The sequence below is a fragment of the Massilia frigida genome (genome assembly GCF_011682175.1).
Lineage (GTDB): Bacteria > Pseudomonadota > Gammaproteobacteria > Burkholderiales > Burkholderiaceae_D > Telluria_A > Telluria_A frigida.
In genome coordinates, this window is record NZ_WHJG01000011.1 from 151,958 (window position 1) to 176,053 (window position 24,096).

16 protein-coding genes are annotated in these 24,096 nt (G+C 65.8%); 6 read left to right on the forward strand and 10 right to left on the reverse strand.

Annotation, left to right across the window (positions count from 1 at the left end):
- Nucleotides 1–17: 17 nt before the first annotated feature.
- The 3 genes from F2P44_RS13550 (at nt 18) to F2P44_RS13560 (ending at nt 2,462) form a co-directional block, all read left to right on the forward strand.
- Nucleotides 18–431 (forward strand): hypothetical protein, encoded by a 414-nt coding sequence (locus F2P44_RS13550; RefSeq protein ID WP_167087223.1) that lies wholly within the window; start codon nt 18–20, stop codon nt 429–431.
- Between the two features lie 53 nt (nt 432–484).
- A complete protein-coding gene (locus tag F2P44_RS13555) occupies nt 485–751 on the forward strand; it encodes a TonB-dependent receptor domain-containing protein (RefSeq protein ID WP_167087224.1) in 267 nt (88 codons plus the stop codon).
- 220 nt (nt 752–971) lie between these two features.
- Nucleotides 972–2,462: a serine hydrolase domain-containing protein gene (locus F2P44_RS13560; protein ID WP_167087225.1), complete on the forward strand. Its 1,491-nt coding sequence runs from the start codon at nt 972–974 to the stop codon at nt 2,460–2,462.
- Nucleotides 2,463–2,476: 14 nt separating this feature from the next.
- Here F2P44_RS13560 and F2P44_RS13565 read toward each other — a convergent pair whose 3' ends face one another.
- From F2P44_RS13565 to F2P44_RS13585, 5 genes are all read right to left on the reverse strand, one after another.
- The gene (locus tag F2P44_RS13565; protein WP_167087226.1) at nt 2,477–3,493 is read right to left on the reverse strand and encodes a nucleotidyl transferase AbiEii/AbiGii toxin family protein; all 1,017 of its coding nucleotides are present in this window, start codon (nt 3,491–3,493) and stop codon (nt 2,477–2,479) included.
- Nucleotides 3,483–4,055 (reverse strand): hypothetical protein, encoded by a 573-nt coding sequence (locus F2P44_RS13570; protein WP_167087227.1) that lies wholly within the window; start codon nt 4,053–4,055, stop codon nt 3,483–3,485. Before F2P44_RS13570 ends, F2P44_RS13565 begins: the two co-directional genes overlap by 11 nt.
- 78 nt (nt 4,056–4,133) lie before the next feature.
- A complete protein-coding gene (eat, locus tag F2P44_RS13575) occupies nt 4,134–5,507 on the reverse strand; it encodes an ethanolamine permease (RefSeq protein WP_167087228.1) in 1,374 nt (457 codons plus the stop codon).
- A 161-nt stretch (nt 5,508–5,668) separates the two neighbouring features.
- A complete protein-coding gene (locus tag F2P44_RS13580) occupies nt 5,669–5,875 on the reverse strand; it encodes a hypothetical protein (RefSeq protein ID WP_167087229.1) in 207 nt (68 codons plus the stop codon).
- A 30-nt stretch (nt 5,876–5,905) separates the two neighbouring features.
- Nucleotides 5,906–6,757, reverse strand: a complete 852-nt coding sequence (locus F2P44_RS13585) for a hypothetical protein (RefSeq protein WP_167087230.1) — start codon at nt 6,755–6,757, stop codon at nt 5,906–5,908.
- 193 nt (nt 6,758–6,950) lie between these two features.
- Between F2P44_RS13585 and F2P44_RS13590 the strand changes: the two genes are divergently transcribed.
- The 3 genes from F2P44_RS13590 (at nt 6,951) to F2P44_RS13600 (ending at nt 9,262) form a co-directional block, all read left to right on the forward strand.
- A complete protein-coding gene (locus tag F2P44_RS13590) occupies nt 6,951–7,523 on the forward strand; it encodes a TetR/AcrR family transcriptional regulator (RefSeq protein ID WP_167087231.1) in 573 nt (190 codons plus the stop codon).
- A 39-nt stretch (nt 7,524–7,562) separates the two neighbouring features.
- Complete coding sequence (locus tag F2P44_RS13595) at nt 7,563–8,381, forward strand: SDR family oxidoreductase (protein WP_167087232.1); 819 nt, start codon at nt 7,563–7,565, stop codon at nt 8,379–8,381.
- Between the two features lie 62 nt (nt 8,382–8,443).
- Nucleotides 8,444–9,262, forward strand: coding sequence for a TatD family hydrolase (locus F2P44_RS13600; RefSeq protein WP_167087233.1), 819 nt, complete (start codon nt 8,444–8,446; stop codon nt 9,260–9,262).
- Between the two features lie 147 nt (nt 9,263–9,409).
- On the opposite strand, the gene F2P44_RS13605 is transcribed toward F2P44_RS13600, so the two are convergent.
- From F2P44_RS13605 to F2P44_RS13625, 5 genes are all read right to left on the reverse strand, one after another.
- Complete coding sequence (locus tag F2P44_RS13605; protein ID WP_223165031.1) at nt 9,410–11,077, reverse strand: cyclic peptide export ABC transporter; 1,668 nt, start codon at nt 11,075–11,077, stop codon at nt 9,410–9,412.
- A gap of 42 nt (nt 11,078–11,119) precedes the next feature.
- The gene (locus F2P44_RS13610; RefSeq protein WP_167087234.1) at nt 11,120–13,210 is read right to left on the reverse strand and encodes a TonB-dependent siderophore receptor; all 2,091 of its coding nucleotides are present in this window, start codon (nt 13,208–13,210) and stop codon (nt 11,120–11,122) included.
- Between the two features lie 22 nt (nt 13,211–13,232).
- Nucleotides 13,233–17,633, reverse strand: a complete 4,401-nt coding sequence (locus tag F2P44_RS13615) for a non-ribosomal peptide synthetase (RefSeq protein WP_167087235.1) — start codon at nt 17,631–17,633, stop codon at nt 13,233–13,235.
- 9 nt (nt 17,634–17,642) lie between these two features.
- Nucleotides 17,643–18,695, reverse strand: coding sequence for a TauD/TfdA family dioxygenase (locus F2P44_RS13620; RefSeq protein WP_167087236.1), 1,053 nt, complete (start codon nt 18,693–18,695; stop codon nt 17,643–17,645).
- Nucleotides 18,692–24,096, reverse strand: a 5,405-nt coding sequence (locus F2P44_RS13625) for a non-ribosomal peptide synthetase (protein WP_167087237.1), incomplete at its 5' end; no start/stop codon positions are given. The genes F2P44_RS13620 and F2P44_RS13625, both read right to left, overlap by 4 nt.

Below are 24,096 nucleotides of genomic sequence, written 5' to 3' on the forward strand. Positions count from 1 at the left end.
TTGTCTATACAACATAGTTGTCAGCGACCACGCCGGCCACGCTTAGCCCACTAACCGGCAAGCTCGAACGCGGCATCTACCAGGTCGACAGCTGGGGCCTCGAAGGCCAGTCCATCACGCGCACCTCCCTGCCCTATTTCCTCGACCAGCATTCGAGCAGCGTGCGGCTGGAACTGGGCGGGCGCCTGCAAACCGGCGCCATCCGGCACAAGGTGCTCGCCGGCCTCGACCACCTCGCGCGCGCCATCCGCAACCAGGATGGACAGCGCATCGCCATCGCGCCGCTCGACCTGCCCCCCCCCCCGGCTGCAAGGGGCGACGCCGTTCGCCCTGCGGCTGGAGGACGGCTACGGCGACGTGCGCGCCAGCGGCCTGTATCTGCAGGACCAGGCGGCATGGGGGCCATGGCTGCTGATGGCCGGGCCGCGTAAGACCAATATGACCACGCGCGACCTGGCGCACACCGGTTTCAGCGTACAGGCCGGTGAACAACGCTCCAGGGGCGTGGAACTGGAACTGTCCGGCCGCGCCGGGACGCACCGCGTGCCTGTGGGGCGGCTATGCGTTCGCGGGCGCCTGGCAGCCGTTGACCGTGTCGCTGGGGACGACCTACGTCGGCGAGCGCTTCGCTGACCTGCGCAACAGCTACCGCGTGCCCTCCGCGCTCGTGTGGGACGCCGGCGCGCGCTATGCGATCGGCAAGCGCGAGGGCGTGCAGCTATCGCTCAAGAACCTGGCCAACCGCCGTTAGGTCGAAGACGCGCAGGACCTGGACCTGGTCACGCCGGGTGCGCCGCGTACGGTATCGCTGCGTTACCAGCACACCTTCTGAGGCGCTCGGGCTGTGTATTCCTCGTGAAACCGGTGCCCCTGCTATGTTTCTCAGAACATTGCTGGGAAGACTATTCCACAAGCTCCTCCTGCTGATAGACTGCACCCAGCGCACTGCCCCACCATATTCTCCGACGACGATGACCCGACAATTTACCCTGCCAGTGTTCGCCAGCTCCTGCCTCCTTGCCCTCCTCACTACCAGCGCCAGCGCCCAATCCCCGGCGCCGGTTCCCGCGACCGACGCCGAGATTCTCGCGATGATCACGGCGCGCGTCGATATCGATAAAAAAGGCACCGGCATCGTGGTCGGCCTGATCGATCCGCGCGGCAGCCGGGTGATTTCCTACGGTTCCCTGAGCGCGGGCGGCGCACCGGCCGGTGTCGACACCGTGTATGAAATCGGCTCGATCACCAAGGTATTTACCGCCATCCTCCTGAGCGACATGGTGCTGCGCGGCGACGTCAAGCTGGACGATCCGATCGGCGCGTATCTGCCCGCGAACGTCAAGACGCCACTGTTCAAGGGCAAGCCGATCACCCTGCGCGAGCTGTCCGCGCAACTGTCTGGCTTGCCGAGTACGCCGCCCAACCTGGCGCCGGCCAATCCGGCCAATCCCTTTGCCGATTACACCGTGCCGCACATGTACGCGTTCCTGGGCAGTTTCGAGCCAACGCGGGCCAGCGGCGAGCTGTACGGCTATTCCAACTACGGCGTCGGCCTGCTCGGCCATATCCTGAGCCTGCGCGCCGGGAGCGATGTCGAAACCCTGGTGCGCCAGCGCATCGGCAAGCCGCTGGGCATGGACAGCACCGCCATTACCCTGAGCGCGGACATGAAAAAACGCCTCGCGACCGGCTATGGCATGCCGGGCGTGCCGGCCCAGAATTGGGACATGCCGGCGCTGGCCGGCATGGGCGCCTTGCGCTCGACTACCGCCGACATGCTCAAATTTGTCGGCGCCAATGCCGGCATCATCCCCTCGCCGCTCTACCCCGCGATGCAGGCCGCCCACAAGCCGCAGCACGCCATCGACCAGCGTCCGGGCGAGTCGATCGCCCTGGGCTGGCATATCCTGGACAAGCACGGCTCGCACATCGTGTGGCATAACGGCGGCACCGCCGGCTACCGCACGTACATCGGCTTCGATCCGGACACCCGGCGCGGCGTGGTCCTGATGTCCAATTCGCACAGCGGCTCGGACGATATCGCCCGGCGCGCCCTCAACCGCGCCTTTCCGATGACCGTGTACAGCCCGCCCCCGGCACTGATCGCGGCATTGGCAAAACGCGGTTACGATCAACTCGGCGCGATTTATCAGGAACTGCGCGCCGCCGATCCGCAGTTCAGCCTCGATGAAGCGCTGGTCAACCAGTGGGGCTATGAGATGCTCATGCAAGGCAAGCCGGAACAAAGCCTCGCGATCTTCAAGCTCAATATATCGCTGTACCCCGCCAGCAGCAATGCGCACGACAGCGTGGCGGAGGCGTATGAAAAGAATGGCCGCGTCGCGCAAGCCATTGCCAGCTACCGGCGCGCGCTCGACATCGATCCCGGGGCGAAGAACGCGCAGGACAGGCTGGAAAAACTAGGCGTGCCGGCGCACGGCGAACCAGCACCATCCCGATAAAGCCGGGGGCGCGTTCAATCGCGCCGTCCGAACCAGCGCGCCAGCGTGTCGATCACGCCTGTGGAGGCCACCGGGGCGGCCTGCTGCACACTGCCGGTATCGGCGGGCGCTACCCGCACAAAGCCAGCGCGTTGCAGTAGCATGGCCAGTTCGGCGACGCACTGCTCGAAATCTTCCCACAGCAGCTCGCGTCCGCCGACATACAACTCCTCCAGCGAGGGCTCGAACAAATGCAGCCCCGAATCGGCGGCACGGGTGCTGCGCCAGACCGAAAAGCACTCCGCGGCGCTATAGCGTCCGTGTGTCAGGCGCTTCCACGCCGGATGCTCCGCTATCGTCCGGTCGAGCAGCCGGTTGAAGCCCTCGACCGGCGTTTTATCGTGGCGGCATTCGTCTTCCAGCGCCGTCCACACCAGGTTCACGTCGACCGTGTTCGCCCGTAGCACCAGAATCAGGTCCATCAGGTCCTTGAAGCGCGGGCGCACCAGGCATTGATGCAGCTTCCACGCCATTTGCAATTCGGTGGCCACGCTTTTCTGCAATACGAACGGCGCGCCAAAGCGGGGCTGGTACAACAGGGGCCGTGGCGGCGGTTGCAGCTTGAGGCCGAAACTGACATCGATCTTGCACGATGCGAGCTGGTGCTCACCGATCCACGCGACGATATCGGTATTCACGGTCGGGAAATCGTCGTCCATCGCGTACTCGATCATGCGCCAGAACGCATTCTCGGCAAAGCTGCGGAAACGAATGCCGTCATCGACACAGGTTTCCGTGACAGCCGTGACCCAGGCGGTCAGCACGCCGGCGTCCACTTGTTCCAGCCCGACCCAATCGAGGTCGCCCGGAATGCGGCGCCAGCCCTGGTCGATCTGCTGGCGCGTGACATAACTCCCCTTGAGCATGAAGGGTCCGTCCACCAGCGCGGCGCGCCTGAAAAACGCTTCTTCCACCACGATGCGCTGCGCGGTCGATTCGGGCAAGCCGCTGTGCGCGGCGTAGTCGCGTATGGTTGCCAGGTCAATTGTCATCGCTATGCTCCAGCCATCCATGATCGAGGGTGAGATTGCTGTCGAAGACGACGCGTTCCCACTGCTGTTTTTCAATCAGCCATCCGTGCGCGCCGATGGCGGCGGCCAAGGCTGCAACGCGCCGGCGCAATGCGGCATGCTCGCCCGTCTCGCGCAAGGTCACATAGCGGATGTCGCCGCCGCGAATTGCGTTGTTGGACAAATGGCCGCCATATTGGTCGCTAAGGGCCGCCAGCCGCAGGCGGATCGCTTCCGGCACGGCCATGCGGCCATGCCATTCAAAATAATGGTGCCGGCCGCCCGGTGCGGGCATCACGTCCGCAGGCGCGTCCTGCTCGATCTTGCAGCGCACCACCTCGAAACCGGCGTGCGCGGCCTGGCCGGCGAGCGATTGCGCGAAGCGGATCACCGCATCGAGTTCGCCGCTGCGGCACAGGGTCAGCATCGGTTGCACCGGATGGACGCCGCGCGCCAGTGCGATGACCATGGGCCGCGCGCCGATGGACGCGGCGTAGCGGTCAAACGCCGGCCACTGGGCAGCCGTGAGCGGCGCTGTCGTCAAGTGAATCTCATACATGTGCTTCAGGCGGCGCGGGGCGCGACATATCGAAAAGCAATATGATACCGCGCGCCGCCAAGGCTAGGCCTGCGAGGCCGCCAGGGTCGCGCGGTGGCCCGCCGTCATCAGGAACACCGCATAACCAGCCAGCAGCAAGCCGGCGAACACCAGCGCCATCACAAAGTTGTAATAGACCATGGTCCCCAGGCAAACCAGCGCACCGAGCAGGGCAAACAGCGGAAAGAAGGGATACAGCGGCGCACTGAACGGCCGCACCATCTGCGGCTCGCTGCGGCGCAGCTTGAACAGCGCCAGCATGCTGACGATATACATCGTGATCGCCCCGAACACCGACATGGTGACGATATTGGCCGTCAAGGTCTGCCCGCCGATCTTGATCAGCTCATCGCTGTAGATCGCGGCGATCCCGACTACGCCGCCGGCCAGCACGGCGCGGTGCGGCGTCTTGAAGCGCGGATGAATTTTCGCGAAATAGTGCGGCAGATAGCCTTCGCGGGCCAGTGCGAAGATCTGGCGCGAATAGCCAAAGATAATGCCGTGGAAGGAGGCGATCAGCCCGAACAAGCCCAGCCACACGAGCATGTGCAGCCAGCCGCTGCTGCCGCCGACGATCATCTTCATCGCCTGCGGCAGCGGATCGTTGATGTTGGCCAGCTTGGTCCAGTCGCCCGCGCCGCCTGCGAACAGCATCACGCCCAGGGCCAGCGCCACCAGCGTCAGGATGCCGCTGACATAAGCGATGGGAATCGAGCGGCGCGGGTCCTTCGCCTCTTCCGCCGCCATCGCCACGCCTTCGATGGCCAGGAAAAACCAGATCGCGAAGGGAATCGCCGCGAACATGCCGGGAATGGCCGCCGCGCTGAAGCTGTCCTGGCCGGCCCATCCCCCCTTGGTGAAGTTGGCCAGCGAAAAGCCCGGGGCCACCACGCCCATGAACACCAGCAACTCGAAAATCGCCACGATGGCCAGCATCAATTCCAGCGTGGCCGCCACCTGCACCCCGATGACGTTCATGGCCATGAAAACAAGGTAAGCAACCAGGGCGACCAGCTTGGGATCGAGCGCGGGAAACTGCACGTTCATGTATGCACCGATAGCCAGCGCGATGGCCGGGGGCGCGAACACGAACTCGATCAGGGTGGCGGCGCCGGCGATGTAGCCGCCCAGCGGACCGAAAGCGCGCTTGCTGTAGGCAAACGGCCCGCCCGCATGCGGGATCGATGTGGTCAGTTCGGTAAAGCTGAAGATGAAGGTGGTGTACATGGCGGCAATAAAGATCGCCGTCACGGCAAAGCCGAGGGTGCCGGCCGATGCCCAGCCGTAACTCCAGCCGAAATACTCGCCGGAAATGACCAGCCCGACGGCGATGCCCCACAATTGAAAGGTGCTCAGTGCCTGCTTGAGCGCGGGAGCGCCTGCGTTGTTCGCGTTCATGAGTGACTCCAATCCGGGTAAGGTGGCGAAACTTGAGACGAAGATTGCTTGATGCGGCCGGCCAATCGCGAGCGTGAAGGAGCTACCCGAAGCGGATAAACAGTGCCGACGAGTTAAGTATGCCGTTAAATTAACGGTTTTGGCGAAGAAAATTCAAGGCATCACCAGTTAAACCCGACCCAGTAATACTCATCCTTGCCTTCCCCCTTGAACAGGTAGCCACTGCCCCAGAAGACGACGAAGTGCTGCTCGTTCGTTCTGTGCGATGGATACCAGTAGCGTGCATGCTGCGCGTACAGATAGGAAACGACATACACACCGCAAGCCATGAGCACGGCATAGATGACGATCCTGATCTTTTTAGCCATGCTGCGAATCCCCGGATGCGGACGTTCACATCAAAAAGGCCTGCAAGCGTCGCTGCAAGCCTGCGCATCCGGCGCCAGTGCGGACAGCAGGTCACGCTGGAACGCTTGCCGCACGGGCGTGACCGTATCGGACACCAGATTGCCCATCACATAGCTCATCACCCGGGCCGGCTGGCTGGCGGATTGATTGAGCGTGGCCGTGACCAGCCGCCCGTCGCTGTAGGCCAGGTTCACATCGCTGCTGGCGGCATCCTTGATCTGATGGAAGTTGTAGTTTTGCGATTGCTGGGTGTAGTCCAGCTTCAGCTGGCCGCCTGGCGTGCCCGGCGTATGAAAGCTGGCGTTCAGCTCGGATTTCTGCTGCTGCGCAATCGAGCGCTCGCCCTGGCTGCGTCCGCCAATGCTGATGCTTTGCGACATCTCGTAGGCGAAGCTGTCCTGTTCGCTCGGACGCATCGGATTGATCGACGTGGATGCCTGGCTGACCTGAGCGCTGAAGTCGGCCAGCCCGCTCAGCGCTGCATGGTCCGCCGCCGCCAGTTCCCATTTTCCGCCGACGTTGGCGCCGGCGCGCGGCGCGGTGCTGCCGACGTTGGCGTTGAGCCCGGAAAAGGCGTCCTTGAACATCGTCATCAGCCCGGCGTCGGCACGGCCCCTGCTTGCGGCGTGGTCGAACTGCTTGAGCTGACCGGCCAGCGCCCTGGCCTGCTGTTCGGGGCTGCCGAGACCCGACAGATTGCCGGTATCGACGCTGACCGACGCCGTGCCGGACGGGCCGCTCAGGCTGACCTTGCGTTGCGCGCCGTCGGCGTGAAAATCCAGGGCCTGCGTCCTTTCCGGATCGGTATCGAGCTTGATCGCGGCGCGCAGGTAAATGGGCAAATAACGCTGGAATCTTGCCTTGTTTTTTTATCAACCGTACACTTCACGACGGCCTGACAACCGAAGCAACATTGACATAAGCTTATAACGACCGCAGGCGGAGAATCATGAGGGCGCGCCGAACATTTCTCTCCAGTTCATCGACAATGAAATAGTCAGTGAAAGCGAATCCATATTCGGTTAAGATGCCTGAATGAAACCCAAGGACGACAAAAAGCTGGCCTCCATCGAACGCGCCACCTATGCGCTCGTGCAGGAAAGCGGCCTGATGCCGCTGACGCTGGCCGCTATCGCGCGCGCCGCCGGCATAGCCACCAGCACACTCTATATTTACTACCCGTCCAAGGAGGCGCTGCTCGACGCGCTGTACGAGCGCGCCAAGAGCGCCACCTTCGAGCGCCTCACGCGCGGCGCCGGAACGGAACTGGCGCCCAAGCTGCGCATCCGCCAGATCTGGCTCAACATGCTCAATAACCGCCTCGACCACCCGGCCGAGATGGTGTTCCAGGAGCAGTACGTCAGCTCCCGCTTCATGAGCGAGTCGAACCGCGAGCTGGGCAAGCGCTTCGTGCGCGAGTTCGACGAAGTCCTGGAAGCGGGCCGGCGCGACCACATCCTCAAGGCCGTCGCGCTGCCCTTCCTGGGGGCCTGCATCCTCGGCTCGGTGCGCGAAACCGCGCGCCTGGTCGCCGCAGGCATCCTGCCAGACGACGAATCGACCAGGACCACCGGCTTTCAACTGTGTTGGGACGCTCTGAAGGCTTGAGCGTTTTTTATCTTTTAACCGAATGGAGATTCACTTATCATGCAAAAAACGATACTGATCACTGGCTGTTCCAGTGGCATTGGCCGCGCCACCGCCGAACTGTTCGCCGAACGCGGCTGGAATGTGGTGGCGACCATGCGCGATCCGGCTGCGGCAGGCGCGCTCGCTGGCGCACCGAACGTGCTGGTCACCCGGCTTGACGTAACCGACGGCGCCTCGATCGACGCTGCCGTCGCGCTCGCGCTGGCCAGCTTCGGCCGCATCGATGCGCTCGTCAATAACGCCGGCTTCGGCGCCTTCGGCCCCTTCGAGACGGCATCGACGCACCTGGTCGAACGCCAGCTGGCGACCAATGTCACCGGCGTTCTCGACGTGGTGCGCGCGGTGCTGCCGGCCATGCGCGAACAGCGGGCAGGGACGATCATCAATGTCGCCTCGGTCGGCGGCCTGACGACGATGCCGCTCAACGCGATTTATCACGCTACCAAGTACGCCATCGTCGGCTTTACCGAAGGCCTCACTTACGAGCTGGCACCGTTCGGCATTGCGGCCAAGGTGGTCGCGCCGGGCGGCGTCGCCACCGACTTCGCCGGGCGTTCGCTGTCAATGACCTTCAGCGGTGACGCCCACCCCTATGCGGACTCGGTAGCAAGCGTCATGCGCACGTTCGAGAACAACCGTGGCGGCTATTCCCAGCCGCGCGCGATCGCCGAGGTGATCTTCAGCGCCGCCACCGATGGCAGCGCCCGCGTCACTTACGTGGCCGGTCCGGACGCCGAAGCGCTGCTGGCCGCGCGCGCCAGCCTGGGGACCGAAGCCTATATCGACATGATGAACCAGCGTTTCGGCTTGAAGTGAGTTGCTCAAGCTGCTCGGCGTCACATTGACAAACTATCAACTTCCCCGCGACAATACCGGCCATGCGTACATTTCCCCTGATTGACATTGGACTGAACCTGGCCAGCCACCGCTTCGCGCGTGACTGGCAACAAGTGATCGCGCGCGCGCATGACGCCGGTGTCGAGCGCTTCATCCTGACCGGCACATCGCTGAAGACGTCCAATGAAGTGGCGCTGCTGACGGAAAAAATGGCCCCTGGCAGCGCTTACTTCACCGCTGGCGTTCATCCCCATTATGCCTCCGGGTTCGACGCCGACGCACTGGACCAGCTGCGCGCGCTGCTGGCGCATCCACATGCCGTGGCGGTGGGCGAAACGGGTCTCGACTACAACCGCGACCTGTCTCCTCGCCCGGTACAGCGCGCCGCCCTCGAGGCACAGGTCGAGCTGGCCTGCACGGCCGGTAAGCCATTGTTTCTGCATGAGCGTGAGGCCGCACCGGATCTGCTGGCCATCCTGGATAACTTCAAGGACCGCCTGCCACACTGTGTCGTGCACTGCTTCACCGGAAACGAGGCGGTCGCGCGGCAGTATGTCGAGCGGGGCTTTTATCTCGGCATCACCGGCTGGGTCGGACAGAAAAACCGCAATCAAGACCTTTTGCGCGCTCTGCAAGTCATTCCACCCGAGCGCATGATGCTCGAAACCGACGCGCCCTACCTGACGCCGCCCGGCTACGCCCCGGCCATTGCGGGAAGAAACGAGCCGGCTGCACTGCCGCGCGTTGCTGAACTCCTGGCCATCGGCCGCGGCGTGCCGGTCGAGCAAGTCAGGGCGGATGCCTATGCGGCGAGCATGGCGTTTTTCGGGCTCGGAGACCTGCGCCACGCCGAAGGGTGACGTTTCCAAGGCCACCCAGGCGCCGTCCGTATCACACGGCCATCGGCATGGCTGCGCTGTCCGGCCTCGATACCTGCAGGACGCGCATTTTTCGCAGCGTGCCGGTAACGGTCAAGGAATCGTTTCCCCGCCGTCCGAGCTTGGAACTCAGCCGGTCAGCGGCAAGGTCTCGTGACTGGAACCCATTTCCGTCAATTTCCCCTCGTCGAGCCGGAGGCAGCGGTCGGCCAGGTGGAAATACTGATCGTCATGCGTAATCACCAGCACCGCCTTGCCGCGCTGGCGCAGGTCCGGCAGCAGTTCGGTATAGAACACGCGCTTGAACAGCGGATCCTGGTCGGCCGCCCATTCATCGAACACATAGAAGGGCCGGTCCTCCAGGTAAGCCGTCAGCAGGGCCAGGCGCTTGCGCTGCCCCTGGGACAATGCGGTGGTGGAGAAGCGTCCCTCCTCGATCTTGACCTTGTGCGCCAGTTGCAGCCGCATCAAATATTGCTGAGCTTGCCTGTCGGCCGCGGGATCGTGTCCGAGCACATCATCGAACAGGTAAAAGTCGGAGAACACGGCACTGAACAACTGGCGGTAGCCCTCGCGCCCGTCCGGGCCGACCGCCACGCCATTGACGAGAATCTCGCCCGTTTCCGGTGAGTACAAACCCAGCAGCAGCTTGGCAAAGGTGGTCTTGCCACTGCCGTTGCCGCCCACGACATACACGATCTCGCCTGGCTGCAAGCGCAAATTGACTGGCCCGAGCAGGAAGCTGCGCTCTTCCATTTCGTGATAATAGCGATGCGATACGGCGCGCAATTCGAGTTCGTCGAAACGCGCTGGCGGCACCTTGGCCGCGCCGTCATTGTCTTCGTGGTCGCGCCGCAGCTCGCCGCACAGCGCTTCGATGCGGCCGAGCGCAATCCGTGAACGGCTCAGTTCCGGCAGATTGGCGACCATCCCTTCCAGCGGTCCGCGCAGGTACAGCAGGACCAGCGCGTAACCGCTCAGCACGCTCGGATCGACGATGCCGATGGCCGGCGCGACAAACAGCACCAGACCCACCAGGACGAAGAACAGCAGCGAACCCCAGCTTTCCGCCGTCAGCAGGACGCTCATCCCGGCAACGTAATGGCGGCGCATATCGTCCAGCGTCGGCAGCAGCAGGCGCGCGAGAAAGGCGTCGCGCTTGTCCTGGTTGAGCTTTAATTCCTTCGCGCCATCGGTCAATGCACGAAAGTGTTTTTGCAATTCATCGCCCGACTGGCGCGAGCGCGTCAGTGCGTGCAGCGCCCTGCCCTGCGCAAACCTGAAGCTGGCAATGCCCAGCGCCAGCAGGACCAGGGTGGCCAGCAGCAAGGGCCAGGCCAGCCAGCCCATGTACACCAGGCAGCCCGTGATAACGGCCAGGTTCATGCACAGGACCGGCAGCCAGCTGAAGACATCGGCCACGATCGTGACATCGTCGGTCAGTGCCGCCAGCACCCGGTGCTTGCCCACTTCCTCCAGCCGGCGCAAGGGCGCCGCGAGAATCTGGCGCGACAAATGCTCGCGCAGGCCGGCCAGCGTGGTTTGCGACAGCCGCACCAGCAGCGTCGACGACAGCACGCGCGTGCCCAGTACCAGCACGCAGACGCCAAAGAATCCCCAGGCCAGCTGGGAACCCGCACCGCCCATCCTGGCGAGCGTATTGTTGATCAGCGCAAGCAGTCCCGCGATGGAAAAGCCGCTGATCGTGCTGGCGACGATGGCGATGAGCGTCATGCGCCACGAGGTCTTGAAGAGAATGCCGATAAGGTTCATGGAGAAAATGAGTGTGGCTTCCACCACCGCGCCTTGGCACGGCGGCGAAAGTGCCGCAAGCGGCGGTTAGAACTGGTGCGTGTAGCGCACCGCGACATTGCGCGGCGCGCCCTGGTTGATGCCATTGGCGTTGGCCTGGCTATCTTCCACGTAGCGGCGGTCGCCCAGATTGCTGACGGTCAGCTGTACCGTGTCGGATTTGCCGAACGCATAGCGCACGCCAGCATCCCACACCGAATACGCGGCAATTTCCAGCGTATTGGCATCGTTGGCAAAGCGCGCGCCGACATGGGTCAGTCCCAGCGAGGCCGTCAGGCCAGGCAGCGCGCCGCCGGCATGGTATTCCGCCCACAGACGCGCGCTTTGCTTGGGAGCGTTGCGCAGCTTCTTGCCGATCCTGGACGGGTCGGTGTCTTCGGTAAAGCGCGCGTTCATGCGGGTAAACGCGCCCAGCAGGCGCACCTGCTTCGTGATGCGGCCCGATGCCTCGATCTCGATGCCGGAGGAACGCTGCTGCGCGCCCTGCACCAGGCAGCTGTTGTCGTCGGGGTCGACCGCGCCGCTTGGATCTTCGGAAAGACCATTCGAGCGGGTCAGGTCGAATCCGGAGACGGCCCACTGCAAGCCGCCGGCCATGCTGCCCTTGGCGCCGACTTCGTACTGCGCGCCGCGCGACGGGTCGTAGCTGCGCCCGCAACCGTTGGTGGCCAGGTTGGAATCGAGTGAACGGCTGTAGCTCGCGTACAGCGACACTTGCGGCACCAGGTGATAGACCAGGCCGGCGCTCGGGCTGGTCTGGGTCGCGTTGTGCTGGTTGCGGAAGTCGAGCATGCGGTCGTGGTGGGTTTCCTTCAGCCTGTCGTGGCGCAGGCCGAGCATGACGCTCCATGCACCGGCGCTCATCTGGTCCTGAAGATAAAACCCGGTATCGGCACCGCGCAGCTGGTCCGAAAACAGCGGCGTCGCACTGTAGGTCGCGTTCCCGGACGGCACCGGCTGGAACAGGTCGACCGGGGCCAGCACGGTATTGCCGGTGGTGAGCTCATCGACCCTGCGCTCCAGCCGGTCCACGCCGGCCAGCAACTTGTGACCCACGGCGCCGGTGGCGAAATCGCCAAACGTTTCGAAGCGCACGCTATCGGCGTCGGCGTGGGTAAATGCCGCGCGCGACAGACGCGGCACCAGCGCCGGCGTCGCCGGACGGCGGTTCATATTGATCGTGAAATTCATGTCGCGGTCGAAGCGGCTGCCCGAATAGTCGGCGCGCAATTGCCATGCATCGTTCAAGCGGTGATTGAGGCGCAGCGCGCCGCTCGTGTTGCGCACCTCGTTGGTGGCGTTGGGCTCGCCAAAGAAAGCGGCAGGATCGATCCGGGTCACCGACGCCAGGTCGCGCGCATCCGGCGCGGGCTGGCCAGGGTCGCGCAGGCTGTCGTGGCGCTGATGCTCGATCATCACGTCCAGCACGGTTGCCTCCGACAAGGCAAAGGTCAAGGCCGGCGCCACGAAGAAAGCGTCACCGTCCACATGATCGCGGAAGCTGCCGATCCTTTTCGCTTCCGCGTTCAGGCGGTACGTGACATTGCCTTTCGCGTCGAGCTTGCCGCTCGAATCGAGACCGCCTTCGACCTGGCCGAAGCGGTTGGCATACAGCGTGACTTCATTCTTGCGCGTGGCCGTCGGCTTCTTGGTGACGAAGTTGACCAGCCCGCCAGGAATCAGCTTGCCGAACTGCAGCGAGGCCGGCCCACGGATCACTTCCACCTGCTCGATATTCTGCAACGAAATCTGGCTCTGGCGGTCGAAACGCAAGCCGTCGCGGAAATAATTCGACGCATTGTCGAGCTGGAAGCCGCGCGCCACATAGTTCGAGAACAGCCCGCTATGCCCCGCCGTCTGGGTAATGCCCGGCACGTTGAGCATCACATCGTCCAGGCTGTCCACGCCTTGCGCACGCATCATTTCCCCCGTGATGGATGTAATCGCCTGGGGCGTATCCTGGGTACCGACGCCCAGACGGTTGGCGTCCGGCAGCGTCGACCGGGTCGACGTCACCAGCACGGTCGGCAGGATGAGCTCGTCCGCCAGGGCGGCCGAGTGGCACAGAACCGCGCACACGATGGCGATCGGAGTAAGTTTGCAATGCGTGGACAACATGGATACCTTTCTTGCTTTGTAATTAAGAACTTTGCCGCAACAGCCGGATGGCTGTATCGGGTGCGGACACCATGGCTTCCAGCAGACGCGTGTAATCACGCGCCAGCTCGGCCATCATGGCGTCATCGAACAAATCGGTGCGGTAAACGAAGGAGGCGCGCAAGCCATCCTCGCGCTCGGCGATGCCGACCATCAGGTCAACATGGGTGGTCGGGCTGTGCGGCTCGGGCGCGTCGCCAAACGCCAGTCCGCCCATGCCGGTGCTCTGCAAGATGCGCTCGTGATGCACGTCGAACAGCACCTGGAACAGGGGCGACACGCCGGCCGCAAGCTGCGGCTTGACTGCCTCCACCACGCATTCGAAGGGCACGTCCTGGTTCGCCTGCGCGGCGAGCACGGTGTCGCGCACCCGTCCCAGGTAGCCGGCGAACGAACTGTCCGGCGCGAGCTCGGCGCGCAAGGCCAGCATATTGATCAGGCAGCCGGTCAGGCCTTCCAGTTCGAGGCGGTTGCGATTGGCCAGCAAGATGCCGACCGGCACATCAACTTCGCCCGAGCGGATCGCCAGCAAGGCCTTGAAGGCGGCCAGCATCGTCATGAACGGGGTGGCGCCCTGCTCGCGGCACAGCGTGTCGATGCGGGCGGCCAGCGCGCTGCCGATCTCGAAACGGTAGGTCTCGCCACGGTAGCTCGCTCGTTCCGGCCGTGGCCGCATTCCCGGCAAGTGCAATGGCGGCTGGTCCGCGCGCAGCTGCCCTGTCCAGAAATCGAGCTGGCCTTGCAACGCGCCGCCGCTGACCTGCTGCCTCTGCCAGGCCGCGAAGTCGGCGTACTGGAACGCCGGCTCCGGCAACGGCGACGCCTTGCCCGCGCTGAAGGCGGCGTACAGGGCGCCCAGTTCGCGCACCAGCACCTGCATCGACCAGCGGTCCGAGACGATATGGTGCAGGGTGATCCACAGGATATGTTCGCGCTCACTGGCACGGATCAGGCCTGCGCGCATCAGCGGGCCGGCGCCCAGGTCGAACGGCCGCTGTTCTTCGGCCGACAGCAGGCGCAGGAGTGCCTCGTCGCCGCCGTCGCCCAGCTCGGCCAGGGCCAGCTGTACGGCGCCGGCCGGATGGATGGTTTGCAGCGGCATGCCGGCCGCCGCGTCCCAGGCCAGCGTGGTGCGCAATGCCTCGTGCCGACGCACCAGTTCGTCGAACGCGCGCTGCATGGCATCGCGGTCGAGCTCGCCCAGCAGGCGCACCGCGCTGGGGACATTGTAGACCGTGCTGTGCGGGTGTTCGCGGTCGAACTGCCACAGGCGCAGTTGCGGGAACGACAGCGGCAATGGCTGGCCGCGCGCGGCCCGCTGCATGGGCGCGCCCTGCCCCTGGGCTTGCGCTGCCACATGCTCGGCAAAGTGCCCCAGGCGTGGATGCTGGAACACCGCACGCACCGCCACCTCGCGCCCCAGCAGCGCGCGCACGCGCGACACCAGCCGGGTTGCCACCAGCGAGTGACCGCCCAGGGCGAAGAAATCGTCGTCCAGGCCAATCCGTTCGGCGCCCAGTACCTGTTCCCAGATCTGCACCATCAGCCGCTCGGACTGGTCGCGCGGGGCGCGGTAGGCAGGGCGCTTGTCGTGGCGCGGTTCAGGGAGGGCCGCCCGGGAAAGGGCCGCCCGGGAAAGGGACGCACGGTCGAGCTTGCCGTTCGGGGTCAGTGGGAAGGCGTCGAGCACGATGATGTCGGCCGGCACCATGTGGCTCGGCAACCGTTGCTGCAAATGCTGCTGCAGCAGCGTGCTGGCCGGGGCCGCGCCGCGCGCGACCACATAGGCCAGCAGGCGCAGGTCGCCATTCTTGTCGGCACGGGCGACCACAGCCGCCTCGCGCACGGCGGCGTGGTCGGCCAGGCGCGCTTCGATCTCGCCCAGTTCGACGCGGAAGCCCCTGATCTTGACTTGCTGATCGATGCGGCCGAGGAAATCGAGGCAGCCATCGCTGTCGAAGCGGCCAATGTCGCCGGTCCGGTACAGGCGGGTGCCGGGCGGGCCGAAGGGATCGGGGATGAAGCGCTCGGCGCTCAGGTCCGGCCGCCGCAGGTAGCCGCGCGCGATGCCGGTCCCGCCGAGATAGATGTCGCCCGCGATACCCTGCGGCAGGGGCGATAACTGTTTGTCGAGCACGTGGACCCTCATATTGGCGATGGCCTTGCCGATTGGCAGGACTCCACCGTCTCCCTCATCGTCGCTGCCCGTCTCGTGCAGCGTGCACCAGACGCTCGCTTCGGTGGGACCGTATTCGTTATACAGCCGCGCCTGCGGACACCTGGCCCGGTGGCGCGCTACCAGCGCGGCCGGACAGGCTTCGCCGGCGACGATGGCGCAGCGCAAGCTCGCCAGGCGCGCCGCCGGCGCCGTTTCCAGCACCAGGCTGTAGAACGAGGCCAGCATCAGCACATGGGAAACCCGGTGCAGCTCGATCAAGCGGGCCATCGCATCGGCATCCTGCACGGCCTCGTCGCTGGGCAGGCACAATCTGGCGCCCTGGGACAAGGTCCAGAACAGTCCGGCCACCGAACTATCAAATGCGAAACTAGATGATAATAAGAACGATTCGCATTCTACATCATATTCTTGCCAGCGCGCCATCGTTGAATGCACTGCATTACGATGGCTGACCATGACGCCTTTCGGCTGCCCGGTCGAGCCGGAGGTGTAGATGATGTAGGCCAGGCTGTCCGGCGCGTTGCGCGGCGCGGGATTGGCTGTGTCTTCGAGCGCGAGGGTGGCGTCGTCCAGCAGCAGCGTTTGCGTACCCGGCGGCAGCGTGGCGGCGTGGCCGGCCACGGTCAGCACCAGCGCCGCCTGCGTATCGTCGAGCACGAACGCCAGGCGCTCGGCCGGATAGGCTGGATCGAGCGGCAGATAAGCGCCCCCCGCCTTGAGGATGCCCAGCATGCCGACCACCGCTTCCAGCGCGCGGCCGGCATACAGCCCGACTGCGGTTTCCGGGGCCACGCCGGCGCGGCGCAGGCGATGCGCGAGCTGGTTGGCGCGCGCGTTGAGCTCGCCATACGTCAGGCTCTGCGTGCCGAATTCGACGGCAACCGCGCCCGGCCGGCGCTCGGCCTGTACTTCGAACAGCGCATGCAGCAGGTCCGGGCCCTCGATGGCGCTGGCGGTCCGGTTCAGCGCCGCCAGGCGCAGGGCTTGCGCCTCGTCCAGCGCGCTCAGCGCATGCAAGGGCTGGCGCGGCTGGCGGCACGCCCGCCCGGCCAGGGCCGCCACCTGGTCGAGCAGGAGCGCGGCGGCCTGTTCGCTGAAGCGGCCGCTGTCGTAGTGCAGGGTCAGCTGCCCGCCCTCCTCCGCTTCCAGGCACAGGGCGTGCGTGGCGCTGCGCTCATCGGCGCCGACGATGCGCCAGGCGCCGCCGGCATCGGCGCCACAGCGGCGCGCAAACAGATACGGCAGGTCGGCCGGGCTGGCGCTCTCGTGGCAGGATTGCGCTTCGGCCAGCAAAGCGTCTTGCGCCCGGGTCAACGCGCCCAGCGTCCATTCTTCATTGTGCGCGGCCAGCAGCGGCAAGGTCTTGGCATACGGGCCCAGCGCGGTGCGGGTGGCGTCGCTGCGGCCGTCGTGCCGCCAGCCGAGCATGACCGCCGCCAGGCCCAGCTGCCTTTGCAGCAGGATGCTCCAGCATACCGACAGGATCGTCGATGGCGTCGTGCCCAGGCCGGCCGCGGCGCTGAGCAGATCGTCGCTCCAGCGCGCATCGTGCTGGCGCGCCAGGCTGGCCATGGCGCTGGCGGCCGGGGCGCGCCGCGCCAGTGGATGCCTGGTCTTGTCCAGGGCGGCATCGGCCTGGCGCAGCCAGAACGCGTGCGCGGCGCCGCTGTCCGCACCGGCCATGAATTCGTGCTGCCATTCGGCGAAGTCGGCGTACTGCACGCCCGGCTCGTCGGCCTGGTCATGCCGGTACGCCTGCTCGACTTCGCGCAGCAGCAAGCACAGCGTGGCGGCATCGGCATTGCCCAGGGGCGCCAGCAAGACCAGCCGATGCTGCCGTGGCGCCACGCGCACCAGGGCGGCGGCCAGGGATGGCTGTCCGGCCCGGCCTACGCCGGCCAGCAAGGCGCTTGCCAGACCGGCCTCCTCGTGCGGCGCCGCTTCCAGCCAGTGCACGGCTGCGTGCTCATCGATGACTTGCACCGGGGTCCGCATGCCCGCGACCGCATGCAGGCGCGTGCGCAGGATTTCATGGCGGGCCACTGCCGCTTCCAGCGCCAGGCGCAGCCGGCCGGCATCGATGTCGCCATCGAGTTGCGCGTGCAGGACGGCGCCTGCGCCCGCCACGTTTGCCTGCCACAGGCGCACCTGCTGGACCGAGGGACGGAAACCTTCAATATCGTGCTGCTGTTCAGTGTGTTGCATATCTTCCTCTTAAATCGCCAGATCCTTGCTATGGAATGCTTCCGCCATCGACACCAGAATCCGGCGCGGACCGCGAAATTCGTTGCGGGCGTGAACCGCCAGCATGTTGTCGAGCATGAGCACGTCGCCGCGCTGCCATGGAAACTCGATCATTGCCGCGCGATACACGGCGCGCAAATGTTCCAGCACCTCCGGCTCGATCGGGCTGCCGTCGCCGTAGCAGGTGTTCTGCGGCAGCTCGTCGTGCTTGAAGTCGGCCAGCAGCGCGTCGCGCACCTGGGGCGGCAAGGTGGACACATGGAAAAAAGTCGCATGGTTGAACCACAGCGCTTCGCCGGTACGCGGATGCTTGACGATGGCCGGGCCGACCTGGCGCGTGCGCAGGCGGCCATCGGCCTTCCACTCGACGCTGATGCCGACGCTGCTGCAATACGCCTCGACCTGGGCCCGCTCCCCGGTCTGGAAGACGGTCTGCCAGGGCAAGCCGAATCCGTCGCCGTAATTGCGCACGTACATGATTTTCTTGCGCGCGAATTTCTCCTTCACCTCGGGGGCGATGGCGCGGAAGATCTCGCGCGTGTCGCCGATCGGCGTTTCGCCCTTGTAGCCGGGCGCGATGTCGCACCACAGGAACAGGCGCAGCGGGAACACGGGTGAATAAGAGTGCTCGTTATGCGGGAAAATCTTTTCATCTTCCGGATAATCGGTCGAGGTATAGATATGAAAGCCCGGATCGACCTGGGTACGCGGCGACGCCCGGAACGTGTATTCCAGCGCGCCGCCGGACAAGGCATTGATGCACTGGTTGAACTCACCCGCCGTGGCGACAGGAAAGCCTCGGAACAGGATAGCGCCGTGCTCGTGCAGCTTGCTGTCGATCAGCGGGCGCTGACGTTGCGCCCATGCTTGCAGGCTCACGCCGGCAGTCGCCGGTTCGCATAGCAAGGGCAAGGCCCGTCCTTCGAGCATGGGCCGCATGGTCACGAGCTGATCCTCCTGCAGCTTGATCGGCTTGCGGCGCATGCCGCCCAAGGTTGGCGCGGTAGCGTCTGTGGTCTTCATTGTTGTGCGTCCTTCAAGGAACTGGCCGTATTGAGAGAAATGGATTTGCGCCGGGTCGCCTGCAGCTTGCCCAGGCCGTGCGTGGAGTGCGCGTGCTGACGCGCCAGGCGCGTTTCCTGCGCCATGCTGGAAACGGTATGGGCAAGCGCGTCGAGCGTGGCAGCCGGTTCGGCGCCGCAACGCGCCAGCAGCGCGCCCAGTTGTGCGGCGAAGGCGGCGACCGTGGCGTGCTCGAACAGGTCGGTGCTGTACTTGAGAATGCATTCGAGGCCGCCCGCCATCTCGGTCACGACCAGCAACAGGTCGAACTCGGCCTGCTCGCCTTCGAGCGGTTGCGGACGGATCTCCAGGCCGGCCAGCACCAGTGCCTCGTCGGCCTGGTTCTGCAAGACCAGCTTGACCTGGAACAGTGGCGTATAGGCAAGACTGCGCACCGGGTTGATGGCTTCCACCAGCTTGTTGAACGGCAAGTCCTGGTGGGTGTAAGCGTCCAGCACGCGGTGGCGCGTGCGCGCCAGCAGCGCATCGAACGCCGGATTGCCGGACAGGTCCGCGCGCAAAGCCAGCTGGTTGATGAAAAAGCCAAGCAAGCCTTCGGTTTCGCTGCGGTTGCGGTTGGCGATGTCAGTGCCCACGACCGGGTCGCGCCGGCCGGTCTGCGCGTACAGCCAGACATCGAACACGGTCAGCAAGGTCATGAACAGGCTGGCGCCCTGGCTGCGGCTCAGCGCCTGGAGCTGCTGTGTTACGGTGCTGTCAATGTGGAAGCGGTAGCGCTCGCCATTGCCGCTCATGACCGCTGGGCGCGGCCGGTCGGCCGGCAAGGTCAGCACCGGATGGTCGCTGCCGAGCTGTGCGCGCCAGTAGGCCAGTTGCCGCGCCAGCTCGCCACCGGCCAGCCGCTTGCGCTGCCATGCCGCAAAATCGGCATACTGGATCGCCAGCGGCGGCAAAGGATAGTCGCGCCCATCCTTGAAGGCCGCATACAGCGCGCCCAGCTCGCGCACCAGGACGCTGATCGACCAGCCATCCGCCGCAATGTGATGCATAACCAGCAACAGCACATGCTCGCTGGCCGATAGCCTGAGCAGCTTGACGCGCAGCACCGGGCCGCGCATCAGGTCGAACGGCCGTTCCACTTCCGCGCCGATGAGGGCGCCAACCTCCTCCTCGCGCACGTCGGCCAGCGGCATCGGGATGTGCAGCTGCGCGGCGATGACCTGCGCCGCTTCGCCCCCCACCTCACGGAACGTCGTGCGCAGGGTTTCATGGCGCGCGACGATGGCGCCAAAGGCTTGTTCCAGCGCCGCCACATCGAGCTCGCCCGCCAGCCGCACGGCCGCTGGCATGTTGTAGGCCGCGCTCTCCGGTTCCAGCTGGTGCAGGAACCACAGGCGCTGCTGCGCGAACGATAGCGGCAGGGCGCCATCGCGCGGCGCCAGCGGGATCGGCGCCAATTCATCCGCCGACGCCGGCTGCACCCGTTCGGCCAGCTGCGCAATCGTCGGCGCCTCGAACAGCGCGCGCACCGGCAGCTCGCACTGCAGCTCGCTGCGGATGCGCGACACCAGGCGCGTGGCCAGCAGCGAGTGCCCGCCCAGCATGAAGAAGTTGTCGTGGATGCCAGCCTGTTCGACGCCGAGCACCTCGCACCAGATACGGGCAAGCGCCGATTCGGTAGCGTTGCGCGGCGCGGCCTGCTCGCTGTCGGCGCCATGCACCGGCGCCGGCAAGGCTTTGCGATCCAGCTTGCCGTTCGGGCTCATCGGCATGGCGGCCAGCGGCACGAACGCCGACGGCACCATGTAGTCGGGCAGTTGCGCCGCGATGTGGCGGCGCAGTGTGTCGCCGGCCGGCGCGTCACCCTGCGCGGTCAGGTAGGCCACCAGGCGCTTGTCCCCGGGGCGGTCTTCGCGCACCAGGATAAGCGCCTCGCGCACGGCCGGATGGCTGAGCAGGCACGCCTCGATCTCCGCCAGCTCGATACGGAAGCCGCGGATCTTGACCTGGTGGTCGATCCGGCCCAGGTAATCGATCACGCCATCCGGCTTCCAGCGCGCCAGGTCGCCGGTACGGTACATGCGCGCTCCGGGCGCGCCGAACGGATCGGCAACGAAGCGCTCCCCACTCAGGTCCGGACGCCCATGGTAGCCGCGCGCCAGCAGCGCGCCGCCGATGCACAACTCGCCCGCCACGCCAACCGGCACTGGATTCATGTCGGCATCGAGCAGGTAGATGGCGCGCCCGGGCAGGGCCCGGCCGATCGGCATCTGGGCTGGCTTGGGCAGGTCGCCCGAGACGTAGGCGGCGCAATCGAGCATGGTCGATGAGACGGTCGCCTCGGTCGGGCCATAGGTATTAAGCAGCCGCACATGCGACAGGCCGGCGCTGCGCCAGGCCGTCACCCCTTCGGGCGGCATGGCTTCGCCGCCGATACTGACAGTACGCAGCACGCCGTAGTCGGCATGCCCGCGCACAGCCCAATCCTGCACCACATGAAACCAATAAGCGGTCGTGAAGTCGGCCACGGCGACCCGGTGGCGCACGATGCGGCGATACAGTTCCTCGCTGTCCCACAGGTCCGGTCCGCGCAGGACGACGGCGGCGCCGCAGGTCAGCGCCGGATACAGCTGCTCGACGAAGCCATCGAAACTGAAGGTCGAAAATTGCAGCACCCGCTCGCCCGCCTTGAGGGCGCAGAAGTCGCGCGACGCGGCCACGTGCGCCGACAGCGCCGCGTGGATCATGGCCACGCCCTTTGGCTTGCCGGTGGAGCCGGAGGTGTACATCACATAGGCGAGCTGCTGTCCGTGCACGGGCAGCGCCGGGTTGTGCGTTGGCTGCGCGCCGCAGGCGGGCAGCGCGTCGAGCAGCAGCGCGATGCCGGCGTCGTGGGCCATGTAGGCGAGTCGCTCCTGCGGGTAGGCGGGATCGAGCGGCACGTAGGCGCCACCCGCCTTGAGGATGGCGAGAATGGCGACAATCATGGCCGGCGAGCGTTCCATGCGGATGCCGACGCGCGCATCGGCCGTGATACCCGCGCCGATCAGGTGGTGGGCGACGCGGTTCGCCTGCGCATTGAGTTCCGCATAGCTCAATTGCGCCTCGTCGCAGACCAGCGCAATCGCATCCGGCGTGGCGGCGGCCTGCAACTCGAACGCCAGGTGCACAGGCGGCAGCGCATCGACCATTGCGCCGGCAAGCGCCCAGTCATGGGTAAGCTGGCGGTACTCGTCGTGGCCGAGCATCGCCAGCTGGCCGACGCGCGCCTGGGGCGCCGCCACAACCGCATGCAGCAAGTTGGTGTAGTAGCCGGCCAGGCGCGCGGCGCTGGCCGGCTCGAACAGGTCCGTACTGTAGGTCAGGACCCCTTCCAGCTGGCCACCCCGCTCCACGACATCGAGTGCGAGGTCGAATTGCGTCGTACCGTCCTTCGCCGACACCGGATGCAGCACCAGGCCCGGCAACGCCATCGGCGCGGCGGCGCCGGCCTGCAGCAAATTGAACATGACCTGGAACAGCGGCGAATGCGACAGGTTGCGCTCGGGCTGCAACGCTTCCACCAGCCGCTCGAACGGCAGGTCCTGGTTCGCCTGGGCGCCCAGCGCCGCTTCTTTCACGCGTTCCAGCAAGCCGGCGAACGTGGTGCGGCCGTCGAGTTGCGCGCGCATGACCTGTGTATTGACGAAGAAGCCGATCAGGCTTTCGGTTTCCATGCGATTGCGGTTGGCGACCGGGACGCCCACCCGCACGTCGTCCTGGCCGGACAGGCGATGCAGCATGACGTTGAATACAGCCAGCATGGTCATGAACAGGCTTGTTCCTTGCGCCTGCCCCAACTGGCGCAGCGCGGGCGCCAGCGCCGGATCGAACGTCCAGCGGCAGGCCGCGCCCCGGCCGCTTTGCACCGGCGGGCGCGCACGGTCGGCGGGCAGGTCGAGCACGGGATGCGCGGTGCCAAGCTGCCCCTGCCAGTAAGCCAGTTGGCGATCGAGTTCTGCCCCCGAGAGGAACTGCCGCTGCCACGCGGCGAAGTCGGCGTACTGGATCGGCAACGGCGGCAAGTCGGCCCGCCCGCCTTGCAGGGCTGCCGAATACAGCAGCGCAAACTCCCTGGTGAAGATGCTCATCGACCAGTCGTCGGAAACGATATGGTGCATCGTCATCAGCAAAATATGCCCGGATTCGGCGACCTTGACGAGGCGCAGGCGCATCAACGGCCCCGCCATGAGGTCGAACGGCTGGCCGGCTTCGGCTTGGGCGATGCGCATCGCTTCCATCTCGCGCTGACCCGAAGGCATGGCCGACAGGTCGACCAGCGGCATGGCGAGATGCAGTTGCGGCGCAATGAACTGCAACGCCGCACCACCCTCTTCCCGGAACGTCGTGCGCAAGATCTCGTGGCGTGCCACGATGTCCTGGAACGCCCGCTTGAGCGCCCCGATATCCAGGGCGCCCACCAGCCGCACCGCCGCCGCCATGTTGTAGGCCGCGCTGTGCGGTTCCAGCTGGTGCAGGAACCACAGGCGCTGCTGCGCGAACGACAGCGGCAGCGCGCCATCGCGCGGCACGGCCGGAATCGGTGCCAGATCGGCTGCGGATGCCGGCTGTACCCGCTCGGCCAGCTGCGCAATCGTCGGCGCCTCGAACAGCGCCCGCACCGGCAGCTCGCACCGCAGTTCGGCGCGGATGCGCGACACCAGGCGCGTGGCCAGCAGCGAGTGCCCGCCCAGCATGAAGAAATTGTCGTGGATGCCGGCCGATTCGATGCCGAGTACCTCGCACCAGATGCGCACAAGCGCGGCCTCGGAGGCATTGCGCGGCGCGGCCTGCTCGCTGTCGGCGCCATACACCGGCGCCGGCAAGGCTTTGCGATCCAGCTTGCCATTCGGGTTCATCGGCATGGCGGCCAGCGGCACGAACGCCGATGGCACCATGTAGTCGGGCAGTTGCGCCGCGATGTGGCGGCGCAGGGTGTCGCCGGCCGGCGCGGCGCCGTGCGCGGTCAGGTAAGCCACCAGGCGCTTGTCGCCGGGGCGGTCTTCGCGCACCAGGATAAGCGCCTCGCGCACGGCTGGATGGCCGAGCAGGCACGCCTCGATTTCCGGCAGCTCGATACGGAAGCCGCGGATCTTGACCTGGTGGTCGATCCGGCCCAGGTAATCGATCACGCCGTCCGGCTTCCAGCGCGCCAGGTCGCCGGTACGGTACATGCGCGCTCCGGGCGCGCCGAACGGATCGGGAACGAAGCGCTCCCCGCTCAGGTCCGGACGCCCATGGTAGCCGCGCGCCAGCAGCTCGCCGCCGATGCACAACTCGCCCGCCGCCCCGACCGGCACCGGGTTCATGTCGGCATCGAGCAGGTAGATGGCGCGCCCTGGCAGCGCTGCGCCGATCGGCA

Bases quoted from the DNA above. Each gene is read 5' to 3' on its own strand.
- F2P44_RS13560 (WP_167087225.1), top strand. From the start codon at position 972: ATGACCCGACAATTTACCCTGCCAGTGTTCGCCAGCTCCTGCCTCCTT.
- F2P44_RS13565 (WP_167087226.1), bottom strand. From the start codon at position 3,493: ATGACAATTGACCTGGCAACCATACGCGACTACGCCGCGCACAGCGGC.
- eat (WP_167087228.1), bottom strand. From the start codon at position 5,507: ATGAACGCGAACAACGCAGGCGCTCCCGCGCTCAAGCAGGCACTGAGC.
- F2P44_RS13580 (WP_167087229.1), bottom strand. From the start codon at position 5,875: ATGGCTAAAAAGATCAGGATCGTCATCTATGCCGTGCTCATGGCTTGC.
- F2P44_RS13590 (WP_167087231.1), top strand. From the start codon at position 6,951: ATGAAACCCAAGGACGACAAAAAGCTGGCCTCCATCGAACGCGCCACC.
- F2P44_RS13595 (WP_167087232.1), top strand. From the start codon at position 7,563: ATGCAAAAAACGATACTGATCACTGGCTGTTCCAGTGGCATTGGCCGC.
- F2P44_RS13600 (WP_167087233.1), top strand. From the start codon at position 8,444: ATGCGTACATTTCCCCTGATTGACATTGGACTGAACCTGGCCAGCCAC.
- F2P44_RS13610 (WP_167087234.1), bottom strand. From the start codon at position 13,210: ATGTTGTCCACGCATTGCAAACTTACTCCGATCGCCATCGTGTGCGCG.
- F2P44_RS13615 (WP_167087235.1), bottom strand. From the start codon at position 17,633: ATGCAACACACTGAACAGCAGCACGATATTGAAGGTTTCCGTCCCTCG.
- F2P44_RS13620 (WP_167087236.1), bottom strand. From the start codon at position 18,695: ATGAAGACCACAGACGCTACCGCGCCAACCTTGGGCGGCATGCGCCGC.